Consider the following 23,073-nt stretch of genomic DNA (forward strand, 5'->3'; position numbering starts at 1 on the left):
TCCAAAATAGCAAAGGCACGACGCTCGCTGGCGTTGTTACCGGTAACATCTTTCCTTAGCATTGTTGGGGGAATGCGCTGAGGACGCAATCAGAACAGCGGGGAATCGGCGGTAATTGTGATCTGGTTCAAATTTTGTTTAGCGCGCGCCGCCGTATTCGCGGGTGATCTCTTTCGCGGCTTTTATCACCAGCGCACCCATCTCGGTCACCCGGTCATCGGTCACTCTGGAAATCGGGCCGGAAATCGAAATCGCGGCAAACGGTTCGTGGTGCTCGTCATAAATGCAGGCCGCCACGCAGCGCAGGCCCAGCGCATGTTCTTCATCATCGAAGGAGAAGCCCACTTTGCGTACCTGCGCGAGGTTCTCTTTTAAGCTGTGCGGCGACATCAGGGTTTTTGGCGTGTAGTGATGTAAGCCCTGACGGTGCAGCAGCTCGCTGACCTGCGCATCATTCAGATTGGCGAGGAACGCTTTGCCCGCGCCGGAGGCGTGCATCGGCAGCTTGCCGCCAATCGGCGCGGACATCCGCATCAGCTGCGTACACTGCACCTGGTCAATAATCACCGCCTGGCGATCGCTCAGGTCCAGCACCGCCAGATTGACGGTTTCGCCGGAGTCTTCCATCAGCTGGCGCAGCATCGGATGGACCAGCGCCAGCAGATTGCGGCTCTGTAAAAAGCTGCTGCCGACCACAAAGGCATGCGCACCGATGGTCCACAACCCCAGATCGCCCACCTGGCGGACAAAGCCCTGCTGTTGCATGGTGGTCAGCAGGCGATGCGTGGTGGAGTTGGGCAAGCCGGCCTGTTGTGCCAGCTCGGTTAACGCCACGCTGCCGTGCGAATCAGCGATAAATTCCAAAAGCTTCAGGCCACGGGTCAGTGACTGAACCTGTCCGGCTGGTTGGGCGGGCTGAGCTGCAGCCGCGCGGGGTTTTTTACCGCGTTTAACCACGACGGGGGTCGCCATATCTGACTCCTTAATTTTCACCATGTGGAAATCATTTTCGTTTTATTGGTTAATAATGCAACGTGAGCTTTACTGGTCGGAGGTGTTGGCGCTTTGCCTGAAAATGTCTCACCGTCGATTTCTTTTACCCGCTCAAAAGTTGTGCCAGTATGTTCAGCTGGCCGTGTTGCCAGTGGGTAGACGTTGAAGGGGCGAGAGTGAGCAACAGAATTGAAGCACTGCAGCAGCAGCTGGCGAAACGTATCATGCTGCTTGATGGCGGCATGGGCACCATGATCCAGAGTTATAAGCTGGACGAGGCCGATTTTCGCGGTCAGCGTTTTGCCGACTGGCAAAGCGATCTTAAAGGAAACAATGACCTGCTGGTGCTGACCCGTCCGGACATTATCAGCGAGATCCACCACGCTTATCTGGAAGCGGGTGCCGATATTCTGGAAACCAACACCTTCAACTCCACCACCATCGCCATGGCGGATTACCATATGGCGTCGCTGTCGGCAGAAATTAACTTTGCCGCCGCCAAACTGGCACGCGCCGCCGCCGATGAATGGACCGCGCGCACGCCGGATCGCCCGCGCTACGTGGCGGGCGTGCTCGGCCCGACCAACCGCACCTGCTCAATATCGCCCGACGTCAACGATCCTGCTTTCCGCAACGTGACCTTCATTCAGCTGGTGGACGCCTACCGCGAATCCACCCGCGCGCTGGTGGAAGGCGGTTGCGACATCATCATGATCGAAACCGTTTTCGACACCCTGAATGCCAAAGCCGCCATCTTTGCCGTCGAAAGCGAATTTGAAGCGCTGGGCATTACGCTGCCGCTGATGATTTCCGGCACCATTACCGATGCGTCTGGTCGTACGCTGTCTGGCCAGACGACGGAAGCGTTCTATAACTCACTGCGCCATGCCAGGCCGCTCTCCTTTGGCCTGAACTGCGCGCTGGGCCCGGACGAGCTGCGCCAGTACGTGGCTGAACTTTCGCGCATAGCCGAAGGCTACGTCACTGCCCACCCTAACGCCGGTTTGCCAAATGCCTTCGGTGAATACGATCTGGATGCGAAGATTATGGCGGAGCAGATCGGCGAATGGGCGCAGTCAGGCTTCCTGAACATTGTCGGCGGCTGCTGTGGCACCACGCCTGAGCATATTGCGGCGATGGCGAAAGTGATTGAAGGCGTTGCGCCGCGTGCGCTGCCTGAGCTGCCGGTCGCCTGTCGCCTGGCGGGCCTTGAGCCGCTGACCATCAGCGCCGACTCGCTGTTTGTGAACGTCGGCGAACGCACCAACGTCACCGGCTCAGCCAAATTCAAGCGTCTGATTAAAGAAGATAAATATAACGAAGCGCTGGAAGTTGCGCTGCAGCAGGTACAAAGCGGCGCGCAGATTATCGATATCAATATGGACGAAGGGATGCTGGATGCGGAAGCGGCGATGGTGCGCTTCCTCAATCTGATCGCCGGCGAGCCGGATATTGCCCGCGTGCCGATCATGATCGACTCCTCAAAATGGGAGGTGATTGAAAAAGGCCTGCAGTGCATCCAGGGCAAGGGCATCGTTAACTCGATCTCGATGAAAGAGGGCGTCGACGCCTTTAAGCATCACGCCAGGCTGGTACGCCGTTACGGTGCCGCGATGGTGGTGATGGCCTTTGATGAAATCGGTCAGGCAGACACCCGTGAACGTAAAATCGAGATCTGCCGTCGGGCCTACAAAATCCTGACCGAAGAGGTCGGATTCCCGCCAGAAGACATCATTTTCGACCCAAATATCTTCGCGGTAGCGACCGGGATTGAAGAGCATAACAACTACGCGATGGACTTTATTGGCGCCTGTGAAGACATCAAACGCGAACTGCCGCACGCGATGATTTCCGGCGGCGTCTCGAACGTTTCCTTCTCCTTCCGCGGCAACGAACCGGTGCGTGAAGCCATCCACGCGGTGTTCCTGTATTACGCCATCCGTAACGGTATGGATATGGGCATCGTTAACGCCGGTCAGCTAGCGATATACGACGACCTGGACGAAGACCTGCGTCATGCGGTGGAAGATGTGGTGCTGAACCGCACCGATCAGGGAACCGAGCGTCTGCTGGAGATTGCCGAAAAATACCGTGGCACCAAATCCGACGAAGGCAGCACCAAACCGCAGGCCGAATGGCGCAACTGGGAGGTTGAAAAACGCCTTGAGTACTCGCTGGTTAAGGGCATCACCGAATTTATCGAAGAAGATACCGAAGCCGCCCGCCAGAATGCCAGCCGCCCGATCGAAGTGATTGAAGGGCCGTTAATGGCCGGGATGAACGTGGTCGGCGATCTGTTTGGCGAAGGCAAAATGTTCCTGCCGCAGGTGGTGAAATCGGCCCGCGTGATGAAGCAGGCGGTGGCCTATCTCGAACCCTATATTGAAGCCAGCAAAGAGAAGGGCAGCACCAACGGCAAGATCGTGCTGGCGACGGTGAAGGGCGATGTGCATGACATCGGCAAAAACATTGTCGGCGTGGTTTTGCAGTGTAATAACTATGAAATCATCGACCTGGGCGTAATGGTACCGAGCGATAAAATCCTTAAAACTGCCCGCGAACATAACGCCGACATCATTGGCCTGTCCGGTCTGATCACGCCATCGCTGGATGAAATGGTCAACGTGGCGAAAGAGATGGAGCGCCAGGGCTTTACGCTGCCGCTGCTGATCGGTGGGGCGACCACCTCGAAAGCGCATACCGCGGTGAAGATTGAACAGAATTACAGTGGTCCGGTTGTCTATGTACAAAATGCCTCGCGTACCGTTGGCGTGGTGTCGGCCCTGCTTTCCGCCGCCCAGCGCGATGACTTTGTTGCGCGCACGCGCAAAGAGTACGACACGGTGCGGATCCAGCATGGCCGTAAGAAGCCGCGCACGCCGCCGGTCAGCCTGCAGGTTGCCAGGGACAACGATCTGCCATTTGACTGGGCAACCTACACGCCACCCGTAGCCCACAGGCTGGGTGTAAGCGAAGTAAGTGCTAACATCGAAACCCTGCGACATTACATCGACTGGACGCCATTCTTTATGACCTGGTCGCTGGCGGGTAAATATCCGCGCATTCTGGAAGATGAAGTGGTCGGTGAAGAGGCCAGACGCCTGTTAGCGGATGCCAACGCGATGCTGGATGACCTGAGCGCCAATAAATCCTTAAATCCGCGTGGCGTGGTGGGGATTTTCCCGGCTAACCGCGTGGATGACGATATTGAAATCTATGAGGACGAGTCGCGCAGCCATGTTTTGCAAGTGAGTCATCACTTACGTCAGCAGACAGAAAAGACGGGCTTCCCGAACTATTGCCTCGCCGATTTTGTCGCGCCGAAGTCCAGCGGTAAGGCCGATTACCTGGGGGCCTTTGCCGTCACCGGCGGGTTGGAGGAAGATGCGCTGGCCGACGCGTTTGACGCGCAACATGATGACTACAACAAAATCATGGTGAAGGCGTTGTCAGACCGTCTGGCCGAAGGGTTTGCTGAATACCTGCATGAGCGGGTGCGTAAGGTGATTTGGGGCTTTGCCGCCACGGAAAACCTGAGTAATGAAGAGCTGATCCGCGAGAACTATCAGGGCATCCGTCCGGCGCCGGGTTATCCGGCCTGCCCGGAACACACCGAGAAAGAGACTATCTGGAAGCTACTGGACGTGGAGAAGCATACCGGAATGAAGCTGACCGAATCCTTCGCCATGTGGCCAGGCGCGGCGGTATCAGGCTGGTACTTCAGCCATCCGGACAGTAAGTACTTCGCGGTAGCACAGCTGCAGCGCGATCAGATTGAAGACTACGCCCGCCGCAAAGGCATGGCGGTCAGCGAGGTTGAACGCTGGCTGGCACCGAATTTGGGCTACGACGCAGACTAACCTTCCTCTTCAGGGCAAGCCGGCTGGCGGCTGGTTTGCTCTGCTTCTCTCACCTGCACATCAATATACAGCGCGTCATAGCGCCAGTATTCGTAGTCACAGTCGATGATGCGATCGTGCTGATCGCGGTTTACGCGGGTAATAAACAGCGCGGGACTGCCTGATGCCACTTTCAGCGCCGGTGCGGCAAAGGTTGGCAATGGTGCGGGTAACATGGTGAAACCCACGCGGCCGTAATTGATGCCGTACTCTTCCTGATACAGGTGGGTCAAGGAACGGGTGAGATCAAAGCTCAGCAGGTCCGGGAAATACTGGGGATTCAGGTAGTGCTCTACATACAGCACCGCGCGGCCATCAATCCGCCGCAGCCGCTGGATGCGATAGACGTCCTCGCCTTCGTTCATGCCCAGCTGTCGGGCCAGTCCGGCACTGGCCTGAACGCGTTGCGCATCCAGCACCTCCGTTTGGGCTTTTCGGCCCTGTTGCTCAGCCATCGCATGGAAGTGGCTGCGCAGCAGCGGATCGTAAGCTAACCGGGGAGGCGCGATAAACCAGCCGCGACGCAGTTCACGGTAAATCATCCCCTGAAACTCTAACTGGCCCAGCGCCTCGCGCAGGGTGATGCGTGTGGTGGAGAACTGCTCGCTCAGACTACGCTCCGACGGCAGGCGTCCGCTGGCCGCAAAATCACCGCTGGCGATCCGCGCGGCCAGCGTCTGGCAAATGACATCTACAGTTAACGCTTTCATCACATCAAAGCCTCAATTTGGTGCGAAGCTGCACATAAACAGAACAATCTTCGCGCAGATCCCACATTCCAATGCTATCAGAGATGTTGGACTAGTCCACAGCCCACAAGGCCCTGACATAAAACTGTCATATCGCCAGGCTAGATTGGCTCGGATCTTGCTGGACTAGTCCAGAAGGCCACTCAACTTATCATCTGGAGCAGCAGTTATGAAATCTTTGTTCGCATCTGTGTTAGCCAGCGCCATCTTCCTTGCCCTTCCGGCCGCCCACGCCGCCGAATCCGACCTTGCTGCACTGGAGAAAGCCGCGAAAGCGGAAGGTCAGGTCAACAGTGTCGGTATGCCTGACAGCTGGGCTAACTGGAAAGGCACCTGGGCCGATATCAGCAGCAAATACGGTATCAAGCACAGCGATACCGACATGTCCTCTGCTCAGGAACTGGCGAAATTTGCCGCTGAAAAGAGCAATGCCACCGCCGATATCGGTGACGTCGGCGCCGCGTTCGGCCCGGTTGCCGTGCAGAAAGGCCTGGCGCAACCCTACAAACCCAGCACCTGGGATCAGGTTCCTGCCTGGGCAAAAGACAAAGAGGGTAACTGGGCGCTGGCCTATACCGGCACCATCGCCTTTATCGTCAACAAAGATCAGGTTAAAGACATCCCGCACAGCTGGGCTGACCTGAAAAAAGGCAAATACGTTGTGACCATTGGTGACGTTGGCGTGGCGGCGCAGGCAGCGAACGGCGTGCTGGCAGCTGCCTATGCAATGGGCGGTAGCGAGAAAGATCTGAAGCCGGCGTTGAGCTTCTTCAGTGACCTGGCGAAAGAAGGCCGTCTGGGCGTAACCGATCCGGTGATTGCCAACATTGAGAAGGGTGAAATCCAGGTTGCCGTGGTCTGGGACTTTAATGGCCTGAACTACCGCGATCAGATTGATAAGAGCAAGTTCGAAGTGGTTATCCCGTCTGACGGCTCAATCACTTCTGGCTACACCACCATCATCAACAAATACGCCAAGCACCCGAACGCCGCCAAACTGACGCGCGAATATATCTTCTCCGATGCCGGTCAGATCAACCTGGCGCGTGGCTATGCCCGTCCAATCCGTGCAGAGCATCTGACGCTGCCAGCGGACGTGCAGGCGAAATTGCTGCCTAACGCGGAATACAAAAATGCGCACCCGATTGCCGATCCTGAAGCCTGGGATAAAGCATCAAAAATGCTGCCGCGTCTGTGGCAGGAAAACGTCATTGTTAACATGAAGCAATAAGGATTCGGGATGAAAACGATTCTGGTAGTGCTGGACGGCCTGAGTTATGAAGTGGCGCAACATGCCATGGGGTATCTGTTTGCGGAATGCGCGCAGGGGAACGGGCAGTTCTACCAGATGACCTGCGAGCTTCCGTCGCTTTCCCGTCCTTTGTACGAATGCATCCTCACCGGCGTGCCGCCGGTGAAAAGCGGCATTATTCACAACGGTGTCAGCCGTTTGAGCAAAGAGCGCAGTATTTTCCATTATGCGCGCGATGCCGGGCTGACCACGGCGGCCGCGGCCTATCACTGGGTAAGCGAACTCTACAATCGCTCCCCGTGGCAGGCCGCCCGCGATCGCCACACTGAAGAGGCCTCGTTGCCGATTCAGTACGGCCACTTTTACTCTGACGACGGCTATCCGGACTCGCACCTGTTCGAGGATGCGGAAAGCCTGCGCCTGCGCTTCAACCCTGACTTCCTGCTGATCCACCCGATGAACATCGACGATGCCGGACATAAGTTTGGCCTCTCCACGCCGCAATACCGCAACCGCGCCCGCATGGCCGATGGCTATCTGTCGCACTGGATGCCGGGCTGGCTGGAGGAAGGCTATCAGGTGGTGGTCACCGCCGATCACGGCATGAATGATGACCGCAGCCACGGCGGGATCCTGCCGGAAGAAACGCAGGTGCCGCTGTTTGTTTTCGGCAGCGCCTTCTCGTTACAGAAAGACGCCGCGCCGTTGCAGACCGAACTGTGCGGCACGCTGTGCGACATCCTGGGCATCGATCACGATAAGCCGGTATGCCCGGAGCTGCTGAACACCCAGGAGAACGCATGATGAAAGGCAAAGGAATAGCGCTGCTGTGCCTGCTGCCCTTCGCGCTGTTCTATATCGCTTTTCAGATCGCGCCTTTAGTGTGGATTGCGATTAACAGCTTCTACAGCGAGATGAATGAAGCCTGGGGCTGGGGAAATTACCGCGATATTTTCACCTCGACCTTTTATCAGCAGGCAATCCGCTTCTCGCTGGATATTTCGATCTGGTCGAGCGTGTATGGCTTGCTGATCGCGCTGGTGGGCGGCTATTCCCTGCATCAGTTGGGCAGCGGCAAGCTGCACCGCTTCTTTATGTCGTTTACCAATATGACCAGTAACTTTGCCGGGGTGCCGCTGGCGTTTGCCTTTGTGATCCTGCTGGGTCTGAACGGTTGTCTGACGCTGCTGATGCGCAAATATGGCCTGCTGGAGGGATTCAAACTCTACTCCACCGACGGCCTGATCGTGGTCTACACCTGGTTCCAGATCCCGCTTGGGCTGTTGCTGCTGTATCCCGCCTTTGACGGGCTGAAGAAGGACTGGGAAGAGTCCGCCGCGTTGCTCGGTGCCAGCCGCATGCGTTACTGGCTGCATATCGGATTGCCGATCCTGACGCCGGCGCTGCTCGGCACCTTTGTGATCCTGCTGGCGAATGCTCTCGGCGCTTACGCCACCATTTATGCCCTGACCACCGGAAACTTTAACGTGATCCCGGTGCGCATTGCAGCACTGGTTTCGGGCGATATCTCGCTCGATCCGAATATGGGCAGTGCGCTGGCGATGGTGCTGGTGGCGCTGATGTCGGTGATCACCGTGGTTCATCAGTGGCTGGTGCGTCGCAGCTACCAGAACGCGCGTTAACGGAGGCGATTCATGTCGAAAATGGAATATGTCTGGCACCGGATCGTTGTCTGGCTGGTGTTTCTGATCCTGGCGTTGCCGCTGGTGGCGACGCTGTTATATGCGCTGGCGACCAGCTGGGGCGCAACCATCCTGCCGGATGGCTTTACCTTCAAATGGATGATCCAGCTGTGGAGCGATCCGCGCTTCCTGGTGGCGCTGGGGCATTCGCTGCTGATCTGCTTCGGCGCGCTGATCTTCTCGCTGGTGCTGGTACTGCCGACGATGTTTGTGATCGCCTACTACTTCCCGAAACTCGATGCGGTGATGAACATTCTGATCCTGATGCCGTTTGCGGTGCCGCCGGTGGTCTCGTCGGTCGGTTTGCTGCAGCTCTATTCCGAACCGCCGCTGATGCTGACCGGCACGCCGTGGATCCTGATCGGCTGTTATTTCACTATCGCGCTGCCGTTTATCTACCGGGCGATTTCCAACAACATGCAGGCGATCAATATGCGCGAGCTGATTGATGCCGCCAATCTGCTGGGTGCCAGCACCTGGCAAGCGGCACTGCTGGTGGTTCTGCCGAACCTGCGTAAGGGCGCGCTGATTGCCGTGCTGCTCTCTTTTTCATTCTTAATCGGCGAATTCGTCTTTGCCAACATGCTGGTCGGCACTAGCTATGAAACGTTGCAGGTCTACCTCTACAACGTGCGCAATGCCAGCGGTCACTTCAGCAGTGCGCTGGTGATCTCCTATTTCTTTGTTGTGCTGCTGGTGACCTGGCTGGCGAATGCCCTGAACCGCGAGAGAGGCTGAAGATGTCTTATTTACACGTCACGCAACTGAACAAGAGCTACGGACCGACGACAATTTTTCAGGACATTGATTTCACCGCCAGCGAAGGGGAGTTCGTTACGCTGCTGGGCCCAAGCGGCTGCGGTAAATCGACGCTGCTGCGTTGTCTGGCCGGCCTGACCTCGGTCGACAGCGGGCAAATTCTGCTTCAGGGCCAGGACATCGTGCCGCTGACCCCACAAAAGCGCTCGATTGGCATGGTGTTCCAGAGCTATGCGTTGTTCCCGAATATGACCGTCGAACGCAACGTCGCCTTTGGCCTGAAAATGCAGAAATGCACCCCCGCCGATATTCAGCGCCGGGTCGGTGAAGTGCTGGAGCTGGTGGAGCTGAATGACTACGCTAAACGCTATCCGCATCAGCTTTCCGGTGGGCAGTGTCAGCGTGTCGCGCTGGCCCGTTCGTTAGTGACCCGGCCGCGCCTGTTGCTGCTGGATGAACCGCTGTCCGCGCTGGATGCGCGCATTCGTCGCCATCTGCGCGACCAGATCCGCCGCATCCAGAAAGAGCTCAATCTCACCACCCTGTTTGTCACCCACGATCAGGAAGAGGCGCTGACGCTTTCTGACCGCATCGTGCTGATGAACAAAGGCAAAATTGTGCAGAATGGCAACGCCGAATCGCTCTACACCCAGCCGGTAAATCTGTTTGCCGCCGGTTTTATTGGTAACTATAACCTGCTGAGTGCCGAACAGGCTTCGCGCCTGACCGGCGAGACCTACACCAGTCAGGTCGCGTTGCGCCCGGAATCGGTGGCCTTCTGCGCACCGGAGCAGGGGATCCCGGCTGAAATCCTCAGCCACAGCCTGCTGGGTAACGTCATCCGTTACCGCGTAAAAGCGCGTGAGGTTGAGCTTTTTGTCGATGTGCTCAACCGTTCGGTGGCGGATCTGCATGCGGCGGGCCATCAGGTTGGCCTGCATCTGGATAAGCTTACGCTGCGGGAAGTGGCCTGATTTTGCGGATATATCACGCTGATTAAACAGATTTTTTCAGTAACTCGACTAAACTTACTGCGGTAAGCTGGGCGGAGAAATCCGCTCTCAGTCCGTTTAGTTTGAGAAGTTGTGAGGTCGATATCGGTGTTAACCCTGCTTAATTTGCTTTCTGCTGTCGCGTTGCTGATCTGGGGAACGCACATTGTCCGTACCGGCATTATGCGTGTCTATGGCGCGGATTTACGCCGCGTGCTCAGCCGCAGCGTGTCAAAAAAACCAATGGCCTTTGTCGCCGGGATTGGCGTGACCGCGCTGGTCCAGAGCAGCAATGCCACCACGTTATTGGTCACGTCGTTTGTGGCACAGGAACTGGTCGGGCTGACGCCTGCGCTGGTGATAATCCTCGGTGCCGACGTCGGCACTGCGCTGATGGCGCGGATCCTGACCTTTGATCTCTCCTGGCTGTCGCCGCTGTTTATCTTCTTTGGCGTGGTCTTTTTCCTCGGACGCAAACAAACGCGCGCCGGGCAGCTTGGCCGCGCCAGTATTGGCCTTGGGCTGATCCTGCTGGCGCTGCAGCTGATTGTGGCCGCGGCGACGCCGATCACCCAGGCCTCTGGCGTTAAGGTGCTGTTCTCCTCGCTGACCGGCGACGTAATGCTGGATGCGCTGATTGGTGCCGTCTTCGCCATTATCAGTTACTCCAGCCTTGCGGCGGTGCTGATCACCGCCACGCTGACGGCGACCGGCGTTATCTCGTTCAAGGTGGCGCTGTGCCTGGTGATTGGTGCCAATCTGGGTAGCGGATTGCTGGCGATGCTCAATAACAGCGGCTCGAATGCCGCTGGAAAACGCGTGGCCCTCGGCAGTCTGATCTTCAAGTTTATCGGTTCGCTGCTGGTGCTGCCGTTTATCGATCTGCTGGCTGAGTGGCTGCAAAAATTGCCGGTGAACGACGAAGAACTGGTGATCTTCTTCCATGTTTTCTACAACCTGATCCGCTGCCTGATTATGGTGCCGTTTGCCGATGCCATGGCCCGGCTGTGTACCGCGTTGATCCGCGATGAGCCGGAAACCGATCTGCGCCTGAAACCGCGTCATCTGGACGCCAGCGCGCTGGATACGCCGGCGCTGGCACTGGCCAATGCCTCGCGCGAGACGCTGCGCATGGGCGATGTGCTGGAGCAGATGCTGGCCACCTTCAGCAAAGTGGTGCATGGCGAACTACGGGAAGAGCGTGAAATCCGCAAGCTGGATGATGATGTGGATGTGCTGTACACCGCGATCAAACTCTATCTGGCGCAGATGCCGAAAGAGGATCTGCCCGAGGAAGATTCGCGCCGCTGGGCTGAAATCATCGAGATGGCGTTAAATCTGGAGATGGCCGGCGACATTCTGGAAAGGATGAGTGGCGATGTGGCTGACAAATCGCTGACCGCGCGCCGCGCCTTCTCCGAAGAGGGGATGAAAGAGCTGGATGCGCTGATAGAACAGCTTTCCGGCAATCTGCGGCTGGGCCTGTCGGTGTTTTTATCGCAGGACGTGGCCAGCGCCAAGCGCCTGCGCCGCTCAAAGCACCGTTTCCGCATTACTAACCGCCGTTACTCCCATAAGCATGTGAATCGCCTGCATCAGCATAACGTGCAGAGCATCGAAACCAGCTCGCTGCATCTGGGATTGTTGGGGGATATGAAGCGGTTGAATTCGCTGTTCTGTGCCGTGGCGTATAACGTGCTTGAACAACCAGATGATGACAGGGACGACGACTGAGGAAACGTCCCCCGCCTGGCGGCGGGGGAAACAGGCTTATTTCTTTTTGATCGGCTTGCCGGACCAGTAACCGGCCAGCAGAGAACCAGACAGGTTGTGCCAGACCGAGAACAGCGCGCCCGGCAGTGCCGCCAGTGGCGAGAAGTACAGCTTGCCTAACGTGGCCGCCAGGCCCGAGTTCTGCATACCCACTTCCAGCGCCAGCGTACGGCAGGTGGATTCATCAAAGCCAAACAGCTTCCCGCCCCAGTAACCGCCTAACAAACCAATAGCGTTATGCAGGATCACCGCAGCAATCACCACCAGGCCCACCGAGCCGATAAAGCCCTGACTGCCGGCAACCACGGCACTGATAATCAGCAAAATACAGACCATCGAGAAGGCCGGCAGGTACGGCTCAACGCGCTTCACCAGACCGTTCATGGTGTGGTGAACAATCAGGCCAATGCCGATCGGCACCACCACAATCTTCACGATGCTCAGCAGCATGCCGATCACATCCACCTGAATATGGGTATCGACATACAGCTTGGTCAGCAGTGGCGTGGCGAACACGCCAACCAGCGCCGACACGGACGAGATGGTAACGGAAAGGGCCACATCGCCTTTCGCCAGATAAATCATCACGTTGGATGCCGTGCCGCTGGCCACGCTGCCCACCAGGATCATCCCGGCCGACAGGTCAGGCGGCATATGGAACAATTTTGCCAGGCCCCATGCCGCGAGCGGCATCACCAGATAATGCAGGAAGGTCCCGGCAATCACCGGTGCAGGGCGGGTCAGTACACGTTTAAAATCACCGATATTGAGCGTCACGCCCATGCCGAACATGATCAGCATCAGCAGATACGTCACCCACGGACCAATCGCGAGAAAGGTGGTCGGGGTGTAATAGGCGGCAACAGAGAGCAGGACTGCCCATAACGGGAACAGTCGGGTAACAAAGGCGAGCATAGCCAGACTTCCTTTTTTCCAATGGCGAAAAAAACCGGGCCAGGCCCGGTTTAGTAAAACTATTCAAACAAATTGTGATGAAGCGTCTGCACCACCTGCTCGGCGTCGCTGCCGGGCACCAGGAAGCACAGGTTATAGCTGCTGGCGCCATAACAGATCAGGCGAAGGTTGAACGGCTCAAGCACGCCAAACACTTCTTTGCCCACGCCACAGGCCTGCGACAGTTTGTTGCCGATGATCGCCACCAGTGCCAGATCCTCTTCGACTTCCACCCGGCAAAGGGAAGAGAGTTCGGTCAGCAACGCCTGGGTTAACAGGCTGTCCCCGGTCGAGGTTGAGCCGGTGGTGTCCAGCGTCAGCGCGATGCTCACTTCGGAGGTGGTGATCAGATCCACCGAAATATTGTGGCGCGCCAGGATGGTGAATACTTCCACCAGGAAGCCGCGTGAGTGCAGCATGTTCAGGCTATGCAGGGTCAGCAACGTCTGTTTACGCCGCAGCGCCAGCGCGCGGAACAGCGGTGGGTTCTGGGTTTCATTGCAGACGCGCGTGCCGCCGGCAGCAGGATCCTTGCTCGAGCCTACAAACACCGGGATATCGCTGCGGACTGCAGGCAGCAAGGTGGCCGGGTGCAGAACCTTGGCGCCGAAGGTGGCCATTTCGGCCGCTTCTTCGAAGGTGATCTCATCAATGCGTTTGGCGGTCGGCACCACGCGCGGATCGGTGGTGTAAATCCCCGGTACATCGGTCCAGATATCGATGCGGCTGGCATGCAGCGCCTCGCCTAACAGCGCCGCGGTGTAATCACTGCCGCCACGCCCTAAGGTCGTGGTGCGGCCTTTGGCTTCGCTGCCGATAAAACCTTGCGTCACGATCAGCGCTTCCGCCAGTTTCGGGGCGAGTTGCGTTTGCGTCAGCTCGGCCAGCAGGGCGACATCGGGCTCGGCACGGCCAAAGCGATCGTCAGTGCGCATCACCTTACGCACGTCAAACCACTGCGAGGCGACGTTACGCTGGCGCAGCACTTCAACGAATAACAGCGAGGAGAGCAGTTCACCGTGGCTGACCAGTTCATCGGTCAGCGCAGTTGAGGTCGCCAGGGAGGCAGCCTCAGACAGCATGGTGATGTTTTCCAGCACGCGGTCCACTTCGTCGCGGATCACTTCAGGCTGCGATAACTGGTCGACGATGGCGTACTGGATACGGCGGATCTCATCGAGCTGGTAAGCCCGCTGCTCCTGCTCCTGGCCTTCAGCCAGAGAAACCAGCAGGTTAGTCACACCCGCAGAGGCGGAAAGGACCACCAGGCGCGTGTTGGGATCGGCCAGCACCACATCGGCGCTGCGGTTCATGGCAGTAAAATCGGCAACGCTGGTGCCGCCAAATTTGGCCACGATCAGGGATTGGGACATAGTTGTTGACATACCTCGTGTCAGGATAAGTTTCCATCAGCTTGGTACAAGGGAGGAGCAGAAACGGGGCAGACGTAGAAAAGGGATGAACTACGAATCACCCAGAAGCGCCCCACCTTGTATACCTACCGGGTCTGACGTCGCCTGTAACTGCGCCAAAACGGTAAATATTGATCGCCCGGTTTACGAACGATGCTGGTGACAACCCAGAGGATTCAGCCCCTGCGGTCGATACGCTCCCTTCCGCGGGGAGAGTACCTCGGCGTCGCACCCCATGATGTGTTTTCTGCGGATTCGGTTCCTCCAACACACTGCCTGGGCGACGCGCCTCTTCTGGCTTGCGCATCAGATGCGCAACAAGCGGACTAGAAATATCGGTTTATGGCGCTGCTGTCAATCTCTGCCGTCTGAGGAATTTTCATTTTGCACCAGCGCAATCAGGGTACAGGGCAGCGCCGGCGTCTCTTCACCCTGCACTGGACTCAGAATGCCGGCCTCATTTTGCACAAACAACGGGATCACGCCCTGGTTTTTCTCAAGGTATTCCAGCCAGCCGAAATTCTCGTTCAGTCGGGTTGCTTTGATGATCGCGCCCTGTGACAGCAGGCTGCTCAGGCGGGCATAGGTCTGCTCATGACCGAACAGCACTTCATGACGGCGGAAGCGCGGGCTTTCACTGTCACGCTTCGCACGCAGCGCTGCACCGGAGCGGATCGCGGCGACCTTTTTCTCGCCAAACAGATGGCTGAAGTGGTACACCGCCAGCGCATTCTGGTGGCGGTTGGGCGACAGCGCCAGAACCTGCGAGGTTTCACTCAGATCGAGGAAGTTCTCCGCATGTTCCGACCAGGCATTACCATAGTAGGCCGGGATCCCCTCCATGCGGGCGAGGCGATAGTATTCCCAGCTGCTGTCGGTTACCAGCACCGGGATATCCAGTTTCTTCAGCGCCGCCGCCAGAGTTCTGGCCACGCTGTTGGCGCCGATAATAAGCACGCCGCGCGGTTCACGCTGCTGCACCTTAAGCATTCTCGCCAGCAGGGAGCTGGTCAGGCTTTGCAGCACCACGGTGCCGATAATCACCGCGAACACCACGGTGACCAGCTTGTCTGCGCCAGCGAAGCCGGTTTTTTCCAGCGTCAGTGCAAACAGCGAGCTGACCGCCGCCGCCACAATCCCGCGTGGCGAAATCCAGCTCAGCATCAGCCTGTCCCGCATCGGCAGTGACGATCCCCAGGTCGAGACGGCAATACAGAGCGGACGGGCAACAAACTGCACAATCAGCAGCACCGCCACTAACGGCCAGCCCATCGACAGCAGCGCCATCAAATCCAGTCGCGCCGCCAGAATGATAAACAGCCCGGAAATCAGCAGCGCGGATAACTCTTCCTTGAAGGCGATGATCTCGGTCAGATCGACGTCGCGCATATTGGCCAGCCAAATCCCCATCACCGTGACCGTCAGCAGCCCCGATTCATCCGCCAGCGCGTTCGACAGGCCAAACGCGGTCAGCATCACCGCCAGCACCGCGAAGTTCTGCAGATAGCCCGGCAGCCAGACCCGCTTCAGGGCCACGCCCAGCAGCCAGCCAAATACCACGCCGGCAATCAGGCCCACCGCAGCGGTCTGGCCTAAGGTCCAGAACAAGTGCGTTAACGATTCAGCTTTCTGACGCAGCACAATGAATTCAAACACCAGAAGCGTGAAGATAGCGCCGACCGGATCGATGACGATGCCTTCCCAGCGTAAAACCTGGTTAATGGCTTTATTTGGCCGAACTACGCGCATCAACGGCGCGATCACCGTTGGGCCGGTCACCACGGTGACGGAACCGACTAACGCCGCCAGCTCGGGCGGGAAATCCAGCAACGCCCAGCAGGCGACGCTGATCACCAGGAAGGTGATTAACATGCCGACGGTAACCAGATTGCGGACCACGTTGCCCAACCCGCGAATTTCATCGAAGCGAAGCGTTAACGCACCTTCGAACAAAATGATGGCGACAGAAAGTGAGACAAAGGGGAACAGCAGGGTGCCAAACAGCGCATCCGGCTGCAAAACATGGCACAACGGCCCCAGGACAATGCCGAAAACGAGCAGTGGCAAAATGGCGGGCAGCCGTAGCAACCAGGCCAGCCACTGGGCTACCAGCGAACTTAATCCAATGATAACCAACAGCAGTGGGGCGGATAACTCCATAAAATTTTTCCTTTCGACAGCAAGAATAGTCATACTGAAACGCTGAGCGGACAAGCTGACCGCCGACTGAATTATAAATAGCCCCGGACAAAAAGGTGGGAAAATCCTGCCTTTATGATAGTTGCAACCTGTTGCAGGAAGAGGGAAGCCGAAACGGCACCTCGGGTAACATGGCGTCCGGTCTGATTTACGGTTCTTAAATAAAAAGAGTGTGTTGTTATGAAAAATATCAATCCGACACAAACTGCTGCCTGGCAGGCGCTGCAGCAGCATTTTGAAGAGATGAAAGACGTTCAGATCTCAGAGTTGTTTGCGAAAGACAGCAATCGCTTTGCGACCTTCTCTGCCACCTTCGACGATCTGATGCTGGTGGACTACTCCAAAAACCGCATCACCAGTGACACCCTCGCAAAACTGCAGGCTCTTGCTAAAGAGACCGATCTGCAGGGCGCAATTAAGTCGATGTTCTCCGGCGAAAAAATCAACCGCACTGAAGATCGTGCCGTGCTGCATGTTGCGCTGCGCAACCGCAGCAACACGCCGATCGTGGTCGACGGTAAAGACGTGATGCCGGAAGTGAACGCGGTGCTGGAGAAGATGAAATCCTTCTCTGAACGCATCATCAGCGGCGACTGGAAAGGCTACACCGGCAAGCCCATCACCGACGTGGTGAACATCGGTATCGGCGGGTCTGACCTGGGGCCATTTATGGTCACCGAGGCGCTGCGCCCGTACAAGAATCACCTGAATATGCACTTTGTGTCCAACGTTGATGGCACGCATATCGCGGAAACCGTGAAGGATCTGGATCCTGAAACCACCCTGTTCCTGGTGGCGTCAAAAACCTTCACCACCCAGGAAACCATGACCAACGCCCACAGCGCGCGTGACTGGTTCCTGAAAACCGCTGGCGATGAGCAGCACGTTGCGAAGCACTTTGCTGCGCTCTCAACCAACGGTAAAGCGGTCGGTGAGTTCGGGATTGATACCGCCAACATGTTCGAATTCTGGGACTGGGTTGGCGGACGTTATTCACTGTGGTCGGCGATTGGCCTGTCGATCATTCTGTCGGTCGGTTTCGACAACTTTGAGAAGCTGCTCAGTGGCGCACACGCCATGGACAAACACTTCTCTACCACACCCGCAGAGCAGAACCTGCCGGTGATCCTGGCGCTGATCGGCATCTGGTATAACAACTTCTTCGGTGCTGAAACCGAAGCGATCCTGCCGTATGACCAGTATATGCACCGTTTCTCTGCCTATTTCCAGCAGGGCAACATGGAGTCGAACGGTAAGAACGTTGACCGTAACGGCGCACCGGTCTCTTATGAAACCGGCCCAATCATCTGGGGCGAACCGGGCACCAACGGTCAGCACGCGTTCTATCAGCTGATCCACCAGGGCACCAAGCTGGTTCCTTGCGACTTTATCGCCCCTGCCATCACCCACAACAAGCTGGGCGATCACCATGCCAAGCTGCTGTCGAACTTCTTTGCACAGACTGAAGCGCTGGCGTTTGGTAAGTCACGCGATGTGGTCGAGAAAGAGTTCACCGACGCAGGTAAAGATGCGCAGTCGGTCGAGCACATCGTGCCGTTCAAAGTGTTTGAAGGTAACCGCCCAACCAACTCCATCCTGCTGCGTGATATCACGCCGTTCAGCCTGGGTGCATTGATTGCGCTGTACGAACACAAAATCTTCACTCAGGGCGCGATCCTCAACATCTTCACCTTCGATCAGTGGGGCGTTGAGCTTGGCAAACAACTGGCGAACCGTATCCTGCCAGAACTGTCGGGTAGCGAGCAGGTCAGCAGCCACGACAGTTCAACTAACGGACTGATTAACCGTTATAAAAACTGGCGCGGCTAAGCGGCGTGTAGCCGTTAATCGTCCTGCATAAAGGGGCTGGTGCGAATGCGCCAGCCCTTTGTTTTTTCAGCTATCCCGTCCGGCATCAGGGCCGCCTTTAGCTACTTTTGGACCTGGTTGACATCACCCTGTTTTCTGCGCGATCCCAGCATGCCACCGCTTAGCGCGGAAATCAGGCGGCTGCTAGTGCTGAAATACCCCCAAAGATGAATAAAGTCAGCGTTATGAGGCTGAGGATATTCTTAAAATTACCCTTTATTGTCCGAATCCCGCCAAGATAAATCCTAAAGCCATAGCGCCCATTACGCTACTTAACTGCCCTTAACGCCTGTTAACTTATTGAAAATAAATCCTTTAGTTCATTAAAAGCTCCGTGACGCGCTTTTCCCAGTGAATTCGCCATGCTAAAGGCTATTGTCAGCGAATGGCACTAACAAGCAGGGTTAAATCAGTCATAAATTCCAATATATTGAATTAATTAGTCAAATGTTGCCTTGAGAAGCCGAAACGTGCTTATTTTAGACATCAGAAATCGCCCGCTGAATCGAAGGCGACCCCCCTCAATTCTGGTCATTTATTGCCTTATACTGAACGCGCCTGAAACCCTTCAGGTGAAGTATCCATTCATTTAATGAAGGGAAATGTTATGAAAAAAGTCTTATGTGCTGCTGCAGCCATAGTGTACTTAGCAAGTGCTTCAGCCGCGTTCGCTGCGCCTGAAGAAGCTGGCGCCGCGGCGGGTGCCTCAGCGGGAACCCTTTCCGCAGGAACCACCACTGCGGTGGGTATTGGTGCGCTTGGCGCACTGGTTGGTGTTGCTCTGGCAGCATCGAGTGGCGGAAACGGTTCTAATACCGGCACCACCACCACGACCACGACCAGTACCACGCGTTAAGTGCGGTAAATTACTCATAACCACACGCTCGTGTGGTTATTTTTTGACATTGTCAGACTTTGTTCAGGGACACACACAGGTGCGCTACCTACCACTGCTGCTTTTATGCCTGCTTCTCCAGGCCTGTACACAAACACAAAAAGGGCTGGGAGAGACGGTAAAACTCGCTCTGCTCGGGCCGGACGATGTTCAGGTCTCTGATGAGCAAATAGAAAGTCTGCCTTATGCCAGCATGTACCTGCGCGTGAATAACGGGCAGCAGATCTTCGTGGTGCTGGGCTTCGATGAAAACGGTCAACAAAAATGGATCACCCGCGACCAGTCGATGGTGGTGACTCAGCATGGCCGCGTGGTGAAAACCCTCGGGTTAAGCGACAACCTGCTGGAGGTGAACAACCTGCAACAGGATCCGCTGACCGCCCCGCTGTCGTTGACCGAAGGCGCAAGCTGGACCCGCACGCTGAGCTGGACGGAAGCCGGTAAATTCCGCTCGGCAACGGCGACCTCACGCTTCAGCCGCCTGAAAGATCAGGTGCTGACGCTTGGCGGTAACACCGTCGCCTGCCGCGTCTGGCAGGAAGAGGTTGAGCTGCCTGCCGAGGGAAAATCCTGGACTAACACCTTCTGGATTGATACCACTTCCGGCCAGGTTCGCCAGTCACAGCAAACGCTGGGGGGCGACTATTTCCCTCTCGAAACCACCATCCTGAAGCCTGCGAAATCATGAAAAAAATAACCCTCCTTCTCGCAGGAATTTCAGCCTGCGTTTCGCTCAACGTGTCTGCAGAAAGCCAGGTGACGGTCTATTCCCCTGGCCAGACGCAGACCTCGATTGTCAGCCATGCACAGAACCTGGCGCAGTTGGTCAGCAGCCCGGCATTGATGGATAAAACCTGGTGGCCGGGAACGGTGATTGCCGAAAAACTGGCCACCGCGGCGGCGATTCAGCAGCAGCAGCAGGTGCTGGCGCGGCTGAAAGCCTGGAGCAATCAACTTCACGCCGATGGCGATAGCGAACAGGCTGCAGTGGTCGATAACGTCTGGCAGCAGGTGTCGGCAGTGAAAGTCACTGGCCGTCAACTGGCCAATCTCGATCCGGACTGGGTGCGGATGCGTCCGGCACAGAATCGCCGTCTGGAAGGGGATTACAGCGTTTATACGCTGCTAAAACCGACCAGCATTACGCTGGCTGGCGTGCTGGCCAACAGCGGTAAAACCCCGTGGGCACCGGGCCGCAGCGTGGTGGATTATTTGCAGGATCATGACCGTTTGTCCGGGGGCGAACGTAACTTCGTGGTGCTGATTGCGCCGAATGGCGAAGTGAGTGACGTTCCTGTCGCCTACTGGAATCGCCGCCACGTGGAGCCCGAAGTGGGCAGCATTGTGTACCGTGGCTTTTCCTCATGGACGTTGCCTGGCGACGATGAAGACCTTAACCAGCAGATTGTTTCTGTTCTGACGCACCGGATCCCTGACTGATGAAAAAAGCCTATCTTCTCAGCCTGATAGCTGTTTCCGTTGCCTGTGCCTGCCAGGTTCAGGCGGCGACGTATCCCGATCCGGTAGGGCCTTCGCAGTCAGATTTTGGCGGCGTCGGTCTGTTACAGGTTCCCACTGCGCGTATGGCGAAAGACGGCGAATTCAGCCTGAACTACCGCTATAACGATCAGTACCGTTTCTATTCGTCCTCGGTGCAGCTGTTCCCGTGGCTGGAAGCGACCATCCGCTATACCGACGTGAAAACGCGCGAGTACAGTGCGGTTGAGAGCTTCAGTGGCACCCAGACCTACAAAGACAAAGCCTTCGATTTGAAAGCCCGTCTCTGGCAGGAAGGCTACTGGCTGCCCGAAGTCTCGGTCGGGGCGCGTGACCTTGGCGGTACCGGCCTGTTCGACAGTGAATACCTGGTCGGCACCAAGGCCTGGGGACCGTTTGATTTCACCCTCGGACTGGGCTTCGGCTACCTCGGCAACAGCGGCACGGTGAAGAACCCGTTCTGTGAAGCCGACAGCAGCTATTGCTATCGCTCTGGCAGCAACGGCACCGCCGGTTCAGTTAACGGCAAAGACATGTTCAAAGGCCCGGCCGCGTTCTTTGGTGGGGTGGAATACCAGACGCCATGGCAGCCGCTGCGCCTGAAAGCAGAATACGAAGGGAATGATTACCAGGACGACTTTGCCGGCAAGATTGAGCAGAAAAGCAAAGTTAACGTCGGCGCCATTTATCGTATTACCGACTGGGCGGATGTGAACGTCAGCTATGAGCGCGGCAATACCTTTATGGCCGGCTTTACGCTGCGTACTAACTTCAACGATCTGCATACCGCCTCGATCGATTCGGCGAAACCGGCCTATCAGCCGCGTCCGCAGGGCGAATTCCTTGAGCAGACCACCGTTGCTGGCCAGCTGACCGACCTGAAATACAATGCCGGTCTGGATGCGCCAAACATTCAGGTACAGGGCAATACCATGTATGCCACTGGCCAGCAGAGCAAGTACCGCAATACCCAGGAAGGCGTCGATCGTGCCAACGTGATCCTGATGAACAACCTGCCAGCCAACATTGATACGCTGAAAGTGACCGAAAACCGCAGCCGTATGCCGCAGGTGACCACGGAAACTAACGTCGCCAGCCTGCGTCAGCAGCTTGAAGGCTATCCGCTGGGCAAAGAGCAGCCGCTGGATCAGAAACGCGTGGAGCCGGTCGATCCGGGTCATACCGAGCAGGGTTATTACATCGATGCCGATGACTTTAACTACAGCCTGGCACCGGTACTGAATCAGTCTGTGGGTGGACCGGAAAGCTTCTACCTGTATCAGGTTGGCGTGATGGCGAACGCTAACTACTGGCTGACGAAGCACCTGTTGATTGATGGCAGCGTGTTTGGCAACCTGGCGAATAACTACGACAAGTTCAACTATAACGGTGCGCCGAGCGATTCCTCATTGCCGCGCGTGCGTACCCATATTCGCGACTATGTTGAAAACAACGTCTACGTTAACAACCTGCAAGCGAACTACATGCATGCGCTGGGCAATGGTTTCTACGGCCAGGTTTACGGCGGTTATCTGGAAACCATGTACGGCGGTGTGGGTGGCGAAGTGCTGTACCGTCCGCTGGATTCTGACTGGGCGTTTGGTGTTGATGCCAACTACGTGAAGCAGCGTGACTGGGACAACATGATGCAGTTTACCGACTACAACGCGAAGGTCGGTAACCTGACGGCTTACTGGCGTCCGTCGTTCTTCAACAACCAGGTGTTGGTGAAGGCGAGCGTAGGTCAGTATCTGGCAGAAGATAAAGGGGCGACGATTGATGTCTCCCGCCAGTTCGACAGCGGCGTGATCGTTGGCGCTTATGCCACCAAAACTAACGTGTCGGCCGAAGAGTATGGCGAAGGCGACTTCACCAAAGGCTTCTATATCTCAATTCCGATGGATCTGTTCACCGCCTCACCAACCCGTGGCCGTGCACAGGTTAACTGGACGCCGCTGACGCGTGATGGCGGTCAGATGCTGGGCCGTAAGTACCAGCTGTATGATATGACCACCGACCGCGATATCGATTTCCGCTAAAAATAGCCGCGACACCGCCTCCGCCTGTGGGCGGCGGTGTCGCCCGCTTATCTCTCCGGCATCAAGCAAAACTTGTGAACCCGCTCAC

17 protein-coding genes and 1 riboswitch are annotated in these 23,073 nt (G+C 56.8%); of the genes, 12 read left to right on the plus strand and 5 right to left on the minus strand.

Annotated elements, in window-relative coordinates; genetic code table 11:
* Window positions 1–138 precede the first annotated feature (138 nt).
* Window positions 139–972, minus strand: a complete 834-nt coding sequence (iclR, locus tag EBC_RS02955; protein WP_013200325.1) for a glyoxylate bypass operon transcriptional repressor IclR — start codon at window positions 970–972, stop codon at window positions 139–141.
* A 197-nt stretch (window positions 973–1,169) separates the two neighbouring features.
* On the opposite strand from iclR, the gene metH reads away from it, so the two are divergent.
* Window positions 1,170–4,853 (plus strand): methionine synthase, encoded by a 3,684-nt coding sequence (metH, locus tag EBC_RS02960; RefSeq protein WP_013200326.1) that lies wholly within the window; start codon window positions 1,170–1,172, stop codon window positions 4,851–4,853.
* Here metH and EBC_RS02965 read toward each other — a convergent pair.
* A complete protein-coding gene (locus EBC_RS02965; protein WP_013200327.1) occupies window positions 4,850–5,602 on the minus strand; it encodes a UTRA domain-containing protein in 753 nt (250 codons plus the stop codon). The two genes, metH and EBC_RS02965, sit on opposite strands and share 4 nt — an antisense overlap.
* Window positions 5,603–5,810: 208 nt before the next feature.
* Between EBC_RS02965 and EBC_RS02970 the strand changes: the two genes are divergently transcribed.
* The 6 genes from EBC_RS02970 to EBC_RS02995 all read left to right on the plus strand — a co-directional run bounded on the left by EBC_RS02970 (window position 5,811) and on the right by EBC_RS02995 (window position 12,081).
* Window positions 5,811–6,872 carry an ABC transporter substrate-binding protein gene (locus EBC_RS02970; RefSeq protein ID WP_013200328.1) on the plus strand — a complete coding sequence of 354 codons (1,062 nt, stop codon included), beginning with the start codon at window positions 5,811–5,813 and terminating at the stop codon, window positions 6,870–6,872.
* Window positions 6,873–6,881: 9 nt separating this feature from the next.
* Window positions 6,882–7,697 (plus strand): alkaline phosphatase family protein, encoded by an 816-nt coding sequence (locus tag EBC_RS02975; protein WP_013200329.1) that lies wholly within the window; start codon window positions 6,882–6,884, stop codon window positions 7,695–7,697.
* Entirely contained in the window at window positions 7,697–8,536 is an 840-nt protein-coding gene (locus EBC_RS02980) for an ABC transporter permease (protein ID WP_013200330.1), read from the plus strand. The genes EBC_RS02975 and EBC_RS02980 overlap by 1 nt, the downstream gene beginning before the upstream one ends.
* A 12-nt stretch (window positions 8,537–8,548) precedes the next feature.
* Entirely contained in the window at window positions 8,549–9,334 is a 786-nt protein-coding gene (locus tag EBC_RS02985) for an ABC transporter permease (RefSeq protein ID WP_013200331.1), read from the plus strand.
* A 2-nt stretch (window positions 9,335–9,336) separates the two neighbouring features.
* Entirely contained in the window at window positions 9,337–10,329 is a 993-nt protein-coding gene (locus EBC_RS02990; RefSeq protein ID WP_013200332.1) for an ABC transporter ATP-binding protein, read from the plus strand.
* Between the two features lie 126 nt (window positions 10,330–10,455).
* Window positions 10,456–12,081, plus strand: coding sequence for a Na/Pi cotransporter family protein (locus EBC_RS02995; protein ID WP_013200333.1), 1,626 nt, complete (start codon window positions 10,456–10,458; stop codon window positions 12,079–12,081).
* A gap of 36 nt (window positions 12,082–12,117) precedes the next feature.
* Here EBC_RS02995 and panS read toward each other — a convergent pair whose 3' ends face one another.
* From panS to EBC_RS03010, 3 genes are all read right to left on the minus strand, one after another.
* Window positions 12,118–13,035, minus strand: a complete 918-nt coding sequence (panS, locus tag EBC_RS03000) for a ketopantoate/pantoate/pantothenate transporter PanS (RefSeq protein WP_013200334.1) — start codon at window positions 13,033–13,035, stop codon at window positions 12,118–12,120.
* A gap of 59 nt (window positions 13,036–13,094) precedes the next feature.
* Window positions 13,095–14,447: a lysine-sensitive aspartokinase 3 gene (gene lysC, locus EBC_RS03005; RefSeq protein ID WP_013200335.1), complete on the minus strand. Its 1,353-nt coding sequence runs from the start codon at window positions 14,445–14,447 to the stop codon at window positions 13,095–13,097.
* A 97-nt stretch (window positions 14,448–14,544) separates the two neighbouring features.
* Window positions 14,545–14,788: riboswitch (Lysine riboswitch) on the minus strand.
* 52 nt (window positions 14,789–14,840) lie between these two features.
* On the minus strand, window positions 14,841–16,646 hold the full coding sequence (locus EBC_RS03010) for a cation:proton antiporter (RefSeq protein ID WP_013200336.1): 1,806 nt from the start codon (window positions 16,644–16,646) through the stop codon (window positions 14,841–14,843).
* A 219-nt stretch (window positions 16,647–16,865) separates the two neighbouring features.
* On the opposite strand from EBC_RS03010, the gene pgi reads away from it, so the two are divergent.
* The 5 genes from pgi to EBC_RS03035 all read left to right on the plus strand — a co-directional run bounded on the left by pgi (window position 16,866) and on the right by EBC_RS03035 (window position 22,985).
* Entirely contained in the window at window positions 16,866–18,515 is a 1,650-nt protein-coding gene (pgi, locus tag EBC_RS03015; protein WP_013200337.1) for a glucose-6-phosphate isomerase, read from the plus strand.
* A 646-nt stretch (window positions 18,516–19,161) separates the two neighbouring features.
* Window positions 19,162–19,410 (plus strand): exopolysaccharide production protein YjbE, encoded by a 249-nt coding sequence (gene yjbE, locus EBC_RS03020; RefSeq protein ID WP_041691859.1) that lies wholly within the window; start codon window positions 19,162–19,164, stop codon window positions 19,408–19,410.
* A 79-nt stretch (window positions 19,411–19,489) separates the two neighbouring features.
* Window positions 19,490–20,137, plus strand: a complete 648-nt coding sequence (locus EBC_RS03025; RefSeq protein ID WP_013200338.1) for a YjbF family lipoprotein — start codon at window positions 19,490–19,492, stop codon at window positions 20,135–20,137.
* Window positions 20,134–20,889 (plus strand): capsule biosynthesis GfcC D2 domain-containing protein, encoded by a 756-nt coding sequence (locus EBC_RS03030; protein ID WP_013200339.1) that lies wholly within the window; start codon window positions 20,134–20,136, stop codon window positions 20,887–20,889. Before EBC_RS03025 ends, EBC_RS03030 begins: the two co-directional genes overlap by 4 nt.
* Window positions 20,889–22,985, plus strand: a complete 2,097-nt coding sequence (locus EBC_RS03035; protein WP_013200340.1) for a YjbH domain-containing protein — start codon at window positions 20,889–20,891, stop codon at window positions 22,983–22,985. Before EBC_RS03030 ends, EBC_RS03035 begins: the two co-directional genes overlap by 1 nt.
* The last annotated feature ends 88 nt before the right edge of the window (window positions 22,986–23,073 follow it).

The organism is Erwinia billingiae Eb661 (assembly GCF_000196615.1).
Lineage (GTDB): Bacteria > Pseudomonadota > Gammaproteobacteria > Enterobacterales > Enterobacteriaceae > Erwinia > Erwinia billingiae.

What these genes read in the sequence shown, in the direction of transcription:
- iclR (WP_013200325.1), bottom strand. Translation starts at nt 972, where the DNA reads ATGGCGACCCCCGTCGTGGTTAAACGCGGTAAAAAACCCCGCGCGGCT.
- EBC_RS02965 (WP_013200327.1), bottom strand. Translation starts at nt 5,602, where the DNA reads ATGAAAGCGTTAACTGTAGATGTCATTTGCCAGACGCTGGCCGCGCGG.
- EBC_RS02970 (WP_013200328.1), top strand. Translation starts at nt 5,811, where the DNA reads ATGAAATCTTTGTTCGCATCTGTGTTAGCCAGCGCCATCTTCCTTGCC.
- EBC_RS02975 (WP_013200329.1), top strand. Translation starts at nt 6,882, where the DNA reads ATGAAAACGATTCTGGTAGTGCTGGACGGCCTGAGTTATGAAGTGGCG.
- EBC_RS02980 (WP_013200330.1), top strand. Translation starts at nt 7,697, where the DNA reads ATGAAAGGCAAAGGAATAGCGCTGCTGTGCCTGCTGCCCTTCGCGCTG.
- EBC_RS02985 (WP_013200331.1), top strand. Translation starts at nt 8,549, where the DNA reads ATGTCGAAAATGGAATATGTCTGGCACCGGATCGTTGTCTGGCTGGTG.
- EBC_RS02990 (WP_013200332.1), top strand. Translation starts at nt 9,337, where the DNA reads ATGTCTTATTTACACGTCACGCAACTGAACAAGAGCTACGGACCGACG.
- panS (WP_013200334.1), bottom strand. Translation starts at nt 13,035, where the DNA reads ATGCTCGCCTTTGTTACCCGACTGTTCCCGTTATGGGCAGTCCTGCTC.
- lysC (WP_013200335.1), bottom strand. Translation starts at nt 14,447, where the DNA reads ATGTCCCAATCCCTGATCGTGGCCAAATTTGGCGGCACCAGCGTTGCC.
- EBC_RS03010 (WP_013200336.1), bottom strand. Translation starts at nt 16,646, where the DNA reads ATGGAGTTATCCGCCCCACTGCTGTTGGTTATCATTGGATTAAGTTCG.
- pgi (WP_013200337.1), top strand. Translation starts at nt 16,866, where the DNA reads ATGAAAAATATCAATCCGACACAAACTGCTGCCTGGCAGGCGCTGCAG.
- yjbE (WP_041691859.1), top strand. Translation starts at nt 19,162, where the DNA reads ATGAAAAAAGTCTTATGTGCTGCTGCAGCCATAGTGTACTTAGCAAGT.
- EBC_RS03030 (WP_013200339.1), top strand. Translation starts at nt 20,134, where the DNA reads ATGAAAAAAATAACCCTCCTTCTCGCAGGAATTTCAGCCTGCGTTTCG.
- EBC_RS03035 (WP_013200340.1), top strand. Translation starts at nt 20,889, where the DNA reads ATGAAAAAAGCCTATCTTCTCAGCCTGATAGCTGTTTCCGTTGCCTGT.